This is a genomic window from Enterobacter ludwigii, assembly GCF_001750725.1.
GTDB classification, from domain to species: domain Bacteria; phylum Pseudomonadota; class Gammaproteobacteria; order Enterobacterales; family Enterobacteriaceae; genus Enterobacter; species Enterobacter ludwigii.
Window position 1 is genome coordinate 3,392,634 of the sequence record NZ_CP017279.1, and the last position, 12,355, is coordinate 3,404,988.

The following is a 12,355-nucleotide window of genomic DNA, read 5'->3' on the forward strand; positions in this document are numbered from 1 at the left end:
TCCTTACAGAGACTGGATTTTCGCCCACACGCTGTCGTCAATGGTGATGCCGTTGCGGCGGTTCTCTTCGAGCAGACGTGTGAATTCATGACCCGGCAGTCGAACCGCGACGTTTTCATCAGCCCGCTCGGCGTTGATGATAAAGTCCATGATGCGCTGCAGTTTGGCATCGCGGGTGGGTCCGTCGATCAAACGATCGACCTCGATGGCGATAAAGATTTGTGACACGCCATATTCGTCGCTGTTGTCCTGGGTCACTTCCGCAACGGAGGATCCGTTGGAGAGCAGGGTTGCGATCATGTCGAGGACGATGGATAAGCCCGATCCTTTCCAGTAGCCCATCGGCAGAATGCGGCGGTTTTTCTCGATCACACCAGGTTCTCTGGTGAGGTGCCCTTCATCATCAAAGCCCCCATCCACCGGCAACGTGCGTCCGGCCAGGCGATTCACTTCCAGCATGCCGTAGGAGAACATTGACATCGACATATCGACCATTGTGATCGGCGTAGACGGAATCGCCACGATCAGAGGGTTAGTGCCGATGCAGCACGCTTTTGAGCCCCAGGCTGGCATGACGGCAATGGAGTTAGTCCAGCAGATCCCGATGTACCCCTTCTCTGCGGCCTGCCAGCCGTAGCTGCCGCCGCGCATCCAGTGGTTGGCGTTTCGCAGTGCCACCAGGCCGATACCGTGGTCGGCGGCCAGTTCGGTGGCGCGATCCATCATCTTTTTCGCCGTCAGGTTGCCAATGGAACGTCGGGCATCCCACTGTTCGATGGCACCCAGCGAGGTCACCCGTGTTGGCTGGGCATCAGGAATGATGTCGCCGGCATCAAGCTGCTGAATGAAACGAGGGAAGCGGTTAACCCCGTGTGAATAGACGCCCGATTCCGTGGTGCGGGCAAACATCTCCGCGCAGGCGTCGGCGGTGTCCGCTTTTACGCCGCGATCGACCAGGACCCGCCTGAACGCCGCTTTTAACTCTTCAAAGGTCACTTTCATCCCTGTTCTCCTGTTTTTGTCGGGGCAAGTGCGAGTGCTTTTTTATCGCTAAATTTCACTATGCGAAATATGATTTCAAATATAGCGATCAAATTTTGCCAGATCAACGACATTCATGATTTTCAAAATCGATTAAAATCAACTGGTTGTGTTTTTTCTGTTGAGATCGTGAACTGAACCACACTTTGCGCTACCATCAGGACGCGATAAAAAGGAGCCATTGGATGAGCACGAAAGAGAGCGAAATGACGCAAGAAAAAGAGAGGCCAGCAGGTAGCCAGAGCTTGTTTCGCGGCCTGATGCTGATTGAGATCCTCAGCAACTACCCGAACGGGTGTCCGTTGGCCCATTTATCGGAACTGGCAGGGCTGAATAAAAGCACCGTGCACCGCTTACTGCAGGGATTACAGTCGTGCGGGTACGTTACCCCGGCGCCTGCGGCGGGCAGCTACCGCCTGACCACCAAATTTATCGCCGTCGGGCAAAAGGCGCTGTCGTCGCTGAATATCATTCACGTGGCGGCCCCGCACCTTGAGACGCTGAATATCGCCACCGGTGAGACGGTGAACTTCTCAAGCCGCGAGGACGATCACGCCATTCTGATTTATAAGCTGGAGCCCACAACCGGTATGCTGCGCACGCGTGCTTACATCGGTCAGCATATGCCGCTCTATTGTTCGGCGATGGGCAAAATCTACATGGCGTTTGGTCATCAGGACTATGTGGCGAGCTACTGGCAGAGCCATCAGGAGCAGATCCAGCCGCTCACCCGCAACACGATTACCGAACTGAGCGCGATGTATGACGAGCTGGCGGAAATCCGCGAGCACAGCATGGCGATGGATAAAGAAGAGAACGAGCTGGGCGTCTCCTGTCTTGCCGTACCGGTGTTTGATATTCATGGCCGCGTGCCGTACGCGATCTCCATTTCGCTCTCGACGTCCCGCATGAAGCAAATTGGTGAAAAAAACCTGCTGAAACCGCTGCGGGAAACGGCAGAGGCTATCTCAAAAGAGTTGGGTTTTAACGTGCGCGGAGCGTGACAGATGAACCGATTTATCCTGGCTGATACGGAAAAATGCATTGGCTGCCGTACCTGCGAAGTGGCCTGCGTGGTGTCGCATCAGGGAATGCTTTCTGCAGGCGCGTTTGCGCCCCGCATTCGGGTGGTCAAAGGCGGCGCATTCACTACGGCTGTGGGCTGCCATCAGTGTGAAGATGCCCCTTGTGCCACTGTTTGTCCGACACAGGCTATTCGCCACACCGCGGGTGCCTGGCGGGTGGAGCCGGCGCGCTGTATTGGCTGTAAAAGTTGTGTGGTAGCGTGCCCGTTTGGGGCGATGCAGGTTCAGCGAGTGGGGAACCGCGTTCAGGCGGTGAAATGTGATATGTGCGCAGATCGCGAGGCTGGACCCGCCTGTGTGGAGGCGTGCCCAACCCACGCGCTGCGCTGCGTTGACCCCGCCAGATTACGCACCGAACGGCTGCATAATCTGGCGTAACGCGTTACTGGCTATCTTCGCGCCAGGCGTACTCAATCTCTTCGGCGAGAATTTTCACGCCCGCTTCGATTTTCTCCGGATCGGGCACGTAGTTCATGCGCATGCACTGATGCGTATGCGGCCACGGCTTATCCAGACCCGGGAAGAAGTAATCACCCGGTACCATCAACACGCCGCGCTTTTTCAGGCGCTGGTAGAGAAGCTCGGTGGTGATCGGCAGATCCTTAAACCACAGCCACAGGAAAATTGCCCCTTCAGGTTTGTGGATCAGGCAGCGTTCTTCCGGTAAGTAGCGGCGAAGAATGGCGATCGTTTCCTGTACCCGCTGGTAATAGAACGGCTTGATAACCTCGTTCGACAGGCGCAGCAGGTCATTACGTTTGATCATTTCACACATCATCGCCGGGCCGATTCCCCCCGGGGAAAGGCTGATAATGCCGTTCATGTTGGTAATGGCGGTGATGATTTTTTCATTGGCGATGATGATCCCGCAACGGCTGCCCGGCAGACCCAGCTTGGAAAGGCTCATACACAGGACGATGTTCGGGTTCCACAGCGGACGTGCTTCGCTGAAGATGATCCCCGGGAACGGCACGCCATAAGCATTATCAATCACCAGCGGGATGTCGTGCTGATTCGCCAGCGCATCCAGCTTCATCAGTTCGTCGTCGGTGATGACGTTGCCCGTTGGGTTGGTTGGACGTGATACGCAGATCATGCCCGTCTCTTCACCAATATGCAGATGTTCAAAGTCGACATGATATTTGAACTGGCCTTCTGGCAGCAGCTCAATATTCGGGCGCGCCGAGACGAACAGATCCTCTTCGAGGCCGGAATCGGCATAGCCGATGTACTCTGGCGCCAGCGGGAACAGCACTTTTTTGGTGGTGCCGTCGGCGCGACGGCCTGCGAAAAGATTAAACAAGTAGAAAAATGCGCTCTGACTGCCGTTTGTCAGTGCAATATTCTGTGGTTCGATATCCCAACCCAGCTCTTTGCGCAGCATTTCAGCGAGCAGCGTCAGCAGTTCGGTTTTACCCTGCGGGCCGTCGTAGTTGCAAAGCGCATCGGTTGCTTTCCCGCTTTCCAGCATCTGAGCCAGCAGCGTCTGAAAATAGGTGTTCATCTCCGGGATTTGAGCCGGGTTTCCGCCGCCGAGCATGATGGCGCCTGGTGTGCGCAGCCCGTCGTTGAGGTCCTCCATCAGGCGAGTAATGCCTGAATGGCGGGTGAATTTGTCGCCGAAAAGTGAAAACGTCATAGCAGGTGATCTGTCGAGCTTATTTTGAAAGTGGGTAACCATAACGCTAGCACCGTGCTGGTGCAAATCGAGAGATGCGGTCGGGATTGTTGTTTTATGTGGCGGGAAGGTATTTAGGTAGTGGATTGTTCTGGTGAAATATCCCTCTCCCGGAGGGGGAGAGGGAACCGGTTGGCGTCGTTATTGATTACCCGCCCACACCACCATGACCTTATCGCCATTGTGCTCGCGAACGAAGCCGTAGCCTTCTTTCAGCGACAGCGTGGTTTGTTTGCCTTCACCTATTGCGGGATGACGGGCGCGGAACTGGCCCAGAACCTGCCAGTGGGCGACGGTTAAGGCCTGCTTGCCCGTCACGTCCTGCCAGTTCATATCCGAGCGGGTGCCCTGTAATGGATCAGACCCTGTCGGTCCGAATGGCCGCTCGGATTCATCGCCGTAGTAAATTTGTACGCTGCCCGGTGCGAGCAGGAGCAGCTCTGCGGCACGCTGGCCGCCTTCACGGAAAAGGCGTGTGTCATGCGACGAGAGATAGCTCAGGACATTGAAGCTTTGCAGTTTTTCCGCCATCTGCTGCCAGGTCAGGTCGATGTCCGCCAGACAACCGACCGCTTTTGCTGCCTGCTCCTGATAATCAAAGTTGATCATCGCGTCAAACCCGTGGCGGTAATAATCGCTTTGCATCACGCCGTGGCCCCATGACTCGCCGGTCATCCAGAACGGGGTATTGTCGAGTTTTTTGTCGGGGTTCGCGCCTTTCCAGGCTGCCAGCGCCTGGCTGGCCTGATCTTTCAACTGCTGCCAGGCCTCGAGTTCCACGTGTTTTGCCGTATCCACCCGGAAACCGTCAATGCCATAGTCACGTACCCACTGGCTGAGCCAGTGGGTCAGGTAATCACGCGGGGTGTAGCCCGAAATGGCCTTCGCGTGGGTATCAGGTTTATGTTGGTAGAAGTTGGGTAAACCGGAAGGGGTCGTCGACTCCGTTTTCAGGTCCGGCAGGAATGCCAGCGACAGGGTTAAATCGTCGAAGCCGGGATTGTCATAATCACCAATGTCGGTGCGGATCCACTTTTTACCCCACCATTTTTCCCAGGCGGCTTTGTCGCTGAAGTTGATGTAATCGTTGAAGCTGTGCCAGCTTTGGCCTGCTCCCGGCTTCCAGTCCGTCCAGTGCTCGCCCAGCGTTTTTTTCAGTTCTTCACCCTGCAGATAAAGGGCCCCGAACTGGAACGCCTGCATGTCTGCGAGCGTCGCGTAACCCGTGTGGTTCATGACGATATCAAACAAGATGCGGATCCCGCGTTTATGCGCTTCATCGACAAGGTGGCGTAAATCATCTTCGGTGCCCATGTTGGCATCAAGCGTGGTCCAGTCCTGGGTGTAGTAGCCATGATAGGCGTAGTGGGGGAAGTCACCTTTGGTGCCACCGCCAACCCAGCCGTGGATCTGCTCCAGCGGGGAGCTTATCCAGAGCGCATTCACGCCCAGCTGCTGTAAATAATCGAGCCGGGTTGTAAGCCCCTTGAGATCGCCACCGTGGAAGGTGCCGATCTCCTGCATGCCATCTTTGTGGCGTCCATAGCTGTTATCGTTAGAGGGATCGCCGTTGACAAAGCGGTCAGTCAGCACGAAATAGACGGTGGCGTTTTGCCAGCTAAAGGGCGCGGGTTTGTCGGTCTCAGCGCGTTCAAGCAGCAGCAGACCGTTGCTGTTGGCGGCGGGTTGCAGGGTGATTTTTCCATTCTGCACTGTTGCAGTCTTTTTGCTGTAGAAATCACGGACCACCGATCCTTCCGGGAAATCGTTGCCAACTTCAAGCGTCAGGGGCTTACCGTCCCACTTCGGACACTGGCGGGTAACGTTTGCAACCGACGGTTCCGCTGTGCTCTGAATAGTCAGCATCAGTGTAGGCGTACCGGAGCGGGTATCGACACGCATCTGATACTCGCCGTCGCGGAACAGTCGCCACTGCGGCGGCGTGCCGTCACATTTTTTAAGCGACAGCATCTCATTGAGTTTTATTGCATCCGTTGGCTGCCAGCACGTGTTGTCAAAACTCAGCGTAAGAGGGCGAGTACCCTTCGCAAGCTTTGCCTGGCTGGTGAATATCCCGGTACCTTCGGCGCTAAAGGTGTTGAAACCCGGTGATGACCAGTCAGCATGAGCCAGTGCGGGTAACATCAGAAAAGCTAATGCGGTGCGTTTCATTCCATTTTCCTGTCGCGGCATTTTTGACCAGTGTGCCATCAGGTGTGGGGTAAAAACTCATCCCCCGGGGCTTTCTGCAAGGATGACGCGTGAGGATGAGTGATCCCGCGCAAAATTAGGAAGTTATCTGCGAGTTCGCGCACAATTTTTCAGAATTGATGCTTATGTGAGCAGGTTTCAGGTGACATAGTTTCGGAATTGGACTATTTCTATACGTGCTCTTGCAGTCTATTTTTGTTATGATTTGAGATTCCGCTCTCAAATTTGTGAAAAAAATAAGGTGTTGGAATGTTTATATCCGACCAGGAGACCTAATGATATCGACTCCCATTCGACGATATGGGGCCGCGATACTCATGTTACTCACCATGGCATTTTCGGGTGAGGTGCTTGCGAAGACGCACACGGATACAACGAGTAAGAAAGCCCACGTAATAAAGACGACAAGTAGTAAGGTTAGCAGTAAACAAGAGTATTCTCGCAATAGTGCAAAGAGTAGTTCACTTCCTGATTTGCGAAAATACCCTTCCGGAACACCAAGGAAAAAAGCGTTTCTCCGGACGGTAATGCCTTACATCACAAGTCAAAACGCCGCGATTACTGCGGATCGTAACTGGTTGATTGCCAAACAGTACGACAGCCGTTGGTCGCCATCAGAACGCGCGCGCCTGAAAGATATCACCAAACGCTACAAGGTGAGCTGGAACGGTAACACGCGCCGTGTGCCGTGGAACTCTCTCTTAGAGCGTGTCGACATTATCCCGGGGAGCATGGTTGCGACCATGGCTGCAGCCGAAAGTGGCTGGGGTACCTCGAAACTGGCGCGTAATAACAACAACCTGTTTGGTATGAAATGTATCAAGGGTCGTTGTAACAATGCACCAGGTAAGGTGAAAGGTTATTCTCAGTTTGAATCAGTGAAAGATTCTGTGAATGCCTACGTGGTGAATCTGAACACGCATCCGGCCTACTCATCGTTCCGTAAATCGCGCGCTCAGCTGCGTAAAGCGGATCAGGAAGTGACGGCCAGCACGATGATCCACAAGCTGAAAGGTTATTCGACCAAGGGACAGAGCTATAACAACTATCTGTTCGCGATGTACCAGGATAACCAGCGCTTAATCGCCGCACATATGTAATTCAAAAAAACGCCTTCCATCGGAAGGCGTTTTCTTTTCTCTTTTTTCTACATCATCACTTCGCTGTGACGCTCCCGGTACTCTTTTGGCGTACTTTCATACTCCTTTCGGAACACGGAATAAAAATATTGCAGCGACGGGTAACCGCACATCTGTGAGATTTCGTTGATCGACAATGAGGTGGAGATCAGCAGGCTGCGTGCTTTCTCCAGTTTCTCGGCGTGGATGACCGCATGAATGGTTTCGCCCACTTCCTCTTTAAACCGCTTCTCCAGATTCGAACGGGAAATACCCACCGAGTCCAGCACCTGATCGACCTTAATCCCTTTGCAGGCGTTGTTGCGAATGTAGTGCATGGCCTGAATAACTGCCGGGTCGCTTAAGGAGCGGTAATCCGTTGAACGGCGTTCGACTACGCGAACTGGGGGAACCAGTAAGCGCTGAAGCGGCAACGCTTCTTTATCCAGCAGACGATGCAGTAACTTCGCCGCCTGATAGCCCATCTGCCGCGTACCCTGTGCCACGGACGAGAGCGCCACGCGAGAGAGGTAACGCGTCAGCTCCTCGTTATCGATGCCAATGACGCACAGTTTTTCCGGCACCGGAATGTGTAAATGTTCGCAGACCTGCAAGACGTGGCGGGCACGAGCATCCGTAACGGCAATGATGCCGGTTTGCGGCGGCAGAGTTTGCAGCCAGTCCGCCAGTCGGTTTTGCGCGTGCTGCCAGTTTTCCGGCGCGGTCTCCAGCCCCTGATAAACCACGCCGCGGTACTTCTCCTGCGCGACAAGCTGGCAGAAAGCATGTTCACGCTCAACTGCCCAGCGCTTGCCGCTGGTTGACGGTAAACCATAAAACGCGAAGCGATGGACGCCTTTCTCTTTCAAATGCAGGAAGGCGGTCTCAACCAGCGCATGGTTATCGGTGGCGATATAGTGGACCGGCGGATAGTGCTCGGGCGCATGGTAAGAGCCGCCGACGCCGACAATCGGAACGTCGACGTCAGTCAGCAATTGCTCAATGACGGGGTCGTCGTAGTCAGCGATGACCCCATCGCCCAGCCACTCTTTGATGTTTTCGAGACGGGTTCGGAAATCTTCTTCGATAAAAATATCCCACTCGGATTGCGACGCCTGCAAATATTCACCAACGCCCTCCACCACCTGACGGTCGTAGGCTTTGTTGGCATTGAATAACAACGTGATGCGGTGACGCTTTTCAAACATGGCTAACTTCCCAAATAAGTCACAATATTGTTATCAGGCTCGTCGCTTGGTTGCAGAGTCCATCCAGACTGCCAGCAAAAGAATGGCCCCCTTGACGATATACTGCCAAAACGTCGGGACGTCCATCATACTCATCCCGTTATCCAACGAAGCCATGATAAATGCCCCCATCACCGCGCCTGCCACGCTGCCGACACCGCCTGCGAGGCTGGTGCCGCCAATGACACAGGCGGCGATAGCATCCAGCTCGGCGATGTTCCCGGCCGAGGGAGAACCCGCCCCCAGACGCGAGCTGAGGATCAACCCGGCGATAGCAACCATCAGGCCGTTAATGGCGAAGACGGCGAGTTTGGTGCGCTCGACGTTGATCCCTGAAAGGCGAGCAGCCTCAAGGTTGCCGCCGATGGCATAAATACGGCGACCAAACGCGGTACGCGTGGCCATAAACATCCCGGCCAGCAGCAACAGTGCCAGCAGCAATACCGGCGTCGGGACACCGCGATAGTCGTTCAGAAGCCAGATTGCGCCCAGTACAATGACCGCAGTGAGTGCCTGACGACCGACTGTGGACGTTGACGCTGGCGATGCCAGACCCAACGCCTGACGGCGCATTCGTCCACGCCACTGCCAGGCCACAAACGCCAGCAACCCAATCACACCGAACGTAAAGCCGACGCTATCGGCGAGGTAGCTCTGACCAATTTGTGACATGGCTGCGCTGGTAGGGGAGACGGTGGTGCCGTTGGTAATGCCAATTAAGATCCCGCGGAAGGCCAGCATCCCCGCCAGCGTGACAATGAACGACGGGACTTTACGGTAGGCAACCCACCAGCCGTTCCAGGCGCCCAGCAGCAGGCCCAGCACCAGCGTAACCGCAATGGTCAGCGGCAGTGGCCAGCCAAGCCAGACGTCAAAAATGGCCGCCACGCCACCAAGCAGACCCATCATCGACCCCACCGACAGGTCGATTTCCGCCGAGATAATCACGAATACCATGCCCACCGCGAGGATGCCGGTAATGGCAGTCTGACGCAGCAGGTTAGAGACGTTACGCGCGCTTAAGTACGAGCCATCGGTCATCCAGGTAAAGAACAACATGATGGCAATAATCGCCGCGATCATCACGAAAACCTGCAGGTTCAACGCTTTTAGCCCGGCAAACGCGCCGGGCGTCGGAACAGCGACTTTAATATCAGACGGATTGCTTTTCGACATGACGTTCGCTCCTTAAAGCGGCTTCCATCACCTGCTCCTGCGTCAGGTTCTGGTTAATCAGATTGGCTTTCAGTTTTCCCTCGTGCATGACCAGCACGCGATCGCTCAGGCCGAGCACTTCGGGTAACTCAGACGAGATGACAATGACGGCAATCCCTTGCTGTACAAGCTGATTAATCAGTTTGTAGATTTCGTACTTGGCGCCGATATCGATCCCACGCGTCGGCTCGTCCAGGATCAATATGCGTGGGTTGAGGAGCAGGCAGCGCGCCAGGATTGCCTTCTGCTGGTTGCCCCCGCTCAGGCGTCCAATGGCCAGTTCCGGGGAGGATGTTTTGACCTTGAGTCTGGCGAGCGACTGGAGAATGCACTGCTGCTCAGCAGCATCATCGAGGCTGCTCAGCGTACCGGAGAACCTATCGAGCGCGGCAAGCGTGATGTTTTTACCCACCGCCATGACCGGGACGATGCCATCTTTCTTGCGATCTTCCGGCACCATGGCGATACCGTGGGCAATCGCCTGCTGGCAGTTCTCGATTTTTACCGGCTGTCTGTCGATAAAAATACGGCCTTCCCAGCGACCCGGCCATACGCCAAACAGGCACTGGACGGCTTCAGTGCGCCCGGCCCCGACTAACCCCGCAATACCGAGGATTTCGCCGCTGTGAAGGGAAAATGAGACGTTATTCACGCGCTTGATGTGGCGGTTAACGGGATGCCACGCGGTGAGGTTTTCCACGCGTAACACTTCGTCACCCGTGGTGTGCGGTTCGTTTGGATAGAGCGCCGTGAGCTCGCGCCCCACCATCATGGTGATGATGTCATCTTCACTCATGCCGGCAGCTTCACGTGTGCCGATGTGCTGACCGTCGCGGATCACACAGATGGTGTCCGAAATGGCTTTTACCTCATTGAGCTTGTGCGAAATGTAGATGCACGCAATGCCGTGGTTTTGCAGATCGCGAATGATATTGAGCAGGACGGCCGTTTCCTGCTCGGTGAGGGAGGCCGTTGGCTCATCGAGGATCAGCAGCCTTACCTGTTTGTTCAGCGCCTTGGCGATTTCAACCAGCTGTTGTTGCCCGAGGCCAAGATCACCGACGCGCGTATCCGGGGAAATCGCGAGACTTACCTGGGCCAGCAGTTTTTCACAGCGTAGCGTCATGGTGTCGTAATCCAGTACGCCATGACGTGAAATTTCGGCCCCCAGAAAAATGTTCTCCAGCACGGTGAGGTGCTTCACCAGCGCCAGCTCCTGGTGGATGATAGCGATGCCTTTGCGTTCGGTATCGCGAATGTGTGTCGCCTGAATCACTTCACCGGCAAAGACAATTTCGCCTTCGTAACTGCCGTGCGGGTAGATCCCACACAACACTTTCATCAACGTCGATTTGCCCGATCCGTTTTCGCCACACAGCGAGACCACTTCGCCGGGATTGAGCCGCAGACTGACGTTGTCGACCGCTTTCACCGCGCCAAAGCGCTTGGTGATGCTTTTCATTTCAAGTAAATAAGGCATAACTGCTCCACATGACCCGAGGGAAGAACAGTACAACTCGATGCGCCCCCGCAGAGCAGGGGCGCGCTGGATTACAGTTCACTCTTCTTGTGGAAACCGTCTTTAATGACGGTGGCGTCAATGTTCTCTTTATTGACTTCAATGGGGGTGAGCAGACGAGCCGGAACATCTTTAAGCCCGTTATTCAGCGTCGCGTCTGCCTTAGGTTGCTTACCATTTCCCAGCTCCACGGCAATTTCCGCCGCTGTATTCGCAAGCTGGGTAATCGGTTTGTAGACGGTCATGGTTTGTGTGCCTGCCATGATGCGTTTGACGCCCGCGAGGTCGGCATCCTGACCCGAAATAGCCACTTTTCCTGCCAGGCCCTGGGCGCTGAGTGCCTGGATTGCGCCCCCTGCGGTGGCATCGTTGGATGCGACGACAGCATCGATTTTGTTGTTGTTGGCGGTTAAGGCGTTTTCCATGATTTTCAGCGCGTTTTCTGGCAGCCAGCCATCCGCCCACTGATCGCCGACCACTTTAATCTTACCGCTGTCGATATACGGCTTCAGGACTTTCATTTGCCCTTCGCGGAACAGCTTGGCGTTGTTATCAACCGGCGAGCCGCCCATCAGGAAATAATTGCCCTGAGGTACTTTGTCGATCAGGCTTTTAGCCTGTAATTCACCCACTTTTTCATTGTCGAACGAAATATAATAATCGATATCCGCATTATTAATCATACGGTCATAGGCTAAGACTTTTATGCCTTCTTGTTTGGCTTCTTTAACGACGTTACTTAATACCTGGCCGTTATAAGGGATAATGACCAGCACATCGACGCCGCGGTTGATCATATTCTCAATTTGCGACATTTGCGTTTCTTCGTTGCCGTTCGCGGATTGCACAAACACATTCGCGCCAAGTGATTCCGCTTTTTTCACAAAAATATCGCGATCTTTCTGCCAGCGTTCAAGGCGCAGATCGTCAATCGCCATGCCAATTTTGACTTCCTTGGCATGTCCGGCAAAGCTTGCAAGGAGGAGCGTAGTGCAGAGAGTAAGGGACAGGTTCTTTATCTTCATAATTATAGGGCCTTTTTGTAGGGGTATGTGTTGCTGAGATAAAAGAAACATTCACTGCTGGGACGCAGCAAATTTTTAACGGGGAAAGGCGGGCTGGCAATTACAGATTTTTATCTTCGCATTATGATATTTGGTTTATTTCTGAATTTATGACCGCGATCGAATTTTAAAATACGTAACGTCTTAATTACATTTGATTATGGAAGCGGGACCGAA

The 12,355-nt window shown here is 54.4% G+C and carries 10 protein-coding genes; 3 read left to right on the forward strand and 7 right to left on the reverse strand.

Annotated elements, in window-relative coordinates; all coding sequences use genetic code 11:
• Nucleotides 1-3: 3 nt before the first annotated feature.
• Nucleotides 4-1,002 (reverse strand): 3-dehydro-L-gulonate 2-dehydrogenase, encoded by a 999-nt coding sequence (gene yiaK, locus BH714_RS15955; RefSeq protein ID WP_040018414.1) that lies wholly within the window; start codon nucleotides 1,000-1,002, stop codon nucleotides 4-6.
• Nucleotides 1,003-1,226: 224 nt separating this feature from the next.
• Between yiaK and yiaJ the strand changes: the two genes are divergently transcribed.
• Nucleotides 1,227-2,045 carry an IclR family transcriptional regulator YiaJ gene (yiaJ, locus tag BH714_RS15960; protein WP_020882654.1) on the forward strand — a complete coding sequence of 273 codons (819 nt, stop codon included), beginning with the start codon at nucleotides 1,227-1,229 and terminating at the stop codon, nucleotides 2,043-2,045.
• A 3-nt stretch (nucleotides 2,046-2,048) separates the two neighbouring features.
• Nucleotides 2,049-2,504 carry a 4Fe-4S binding protein gene (locus tag BH714_RS15965; RefSeq protein WP_020882653.1) on the forward strand — a complete coding sequence of 152 codons (456 nt, stop codon included), beginning with the start codon at nucleotides 2,049-2,051 and terminating at the stop codon, nucleotides 2,502-2,504.
• Between the two features lie 4 nt (nucleotides 2,505-2,508).
• Here BH714_RS15965 and avtA read toward each other — a convergent pair whose 3' ends face one another.
• Complete coding sequence (gene avtA, locus BH714_RS15970) at nucleotides 2,509-3,765, reverse strand: valine--pyruvate transaminase (RefSeq protein WP_020882652.1); 1,257 nt, start codon at nucleotides 3,763-3,765, stop codon at nucleotides 2,509-2,511.
• A gap of 180 nt (nucleotides 3,766-3,945) precedes the next feature.
• Nucleotides 3,946-5,976 (reverse strand): alpha-amylase, encoded by a 2,031-nt coding sequence (locus BH714_RS15975; RefSeq protein WP_040018415.1) that lies wholly within the window; start codon nucleotides 5,974-5,976, stop codon nucleotides 3,946-3,948.
• 314 nt (nucleotides 5,977-6,290) lie between these two features.
• Between BH714_RS15975 and BH714_RS15980 the strand changes: the two genes are divergently transcribed.
• Nucleotides 6,291-7,115 (forward strand): protein bax, encoded by an 825-nt coding sequence (locus tag BH714_RS15980; protein WP_020882650.1) that lies wholly within the window; start codon nucleotides 6,291-6,293, stop codon nucleotides 7,113-7,115.
• A 47-nt stretch (nucleotides 7,116-7,162) separates the two neighbouring features.
• Here the strand turns inward: BH714_RS15980 and xylR are convergent, their stop codons facing one another.
• From xylR to xylF, 4 genes are all read right to left on the reverse strand, one after another.
• The gene (gene xylR, locus BH714_RS15985) at nucleotides 7,163-8,341 is read right to left on the reverse strand and encodes a D-xylose utilization transcriptional activator XylR (RefSeq protein WP_020882649.1); all 1,179 of its coding nucleotides are present in this window, start codon (nucleotides 8,339-8,341) and stop codon (nucleotides 7,163-7,165) included.
• Nucleotides 8,342-8,374: 33 nt separating this feature from the next.
• Nucleotides 8,375-9,556, reverse strand: coding sequence for a xylose ABC transporter permease XylH (gene xylH, locus BH714_RS15990; RefSeq protein ID WP_014168116.1), 1,182 nt, complete (start codon nucleotides 9,554-9,556; stop codon nucleotides 8,375-8,377).
• Nucleotides 9,534-11,075, reverse strand: a complete 1,542-nt coding sequence (locus BH714_RS15995; protein ID WP_040018416.1) for a xylose ABC transporter ATP-binding protein — start codon at nucleotides 11,073-11,075, stop codon at nucleotides 9,534-9,536. The genes xylH and BH714_RS15995 overlap by 23 nt, the downstream gene beginning before the upstream one ends.
• A 71-nt stretch (nucleotides 11,076-11,146) precedes the next feature.
• Nucleotides 11,147-12,139: a D-xylose ABC transporter substrate-binding protein gene (gene xylF, locus BH714_RS16000; protein ID WP_020882647.1), complete on the reverse strand. Its 993-nt coding sequence runs from the start codon at nucleotides 12,137-12,139 to the stop codon at nucleotides 11,147-11,149.
• Between the last annotated feature and the right edge of the window lie 216 nt (nucleotides 12,140-12,355).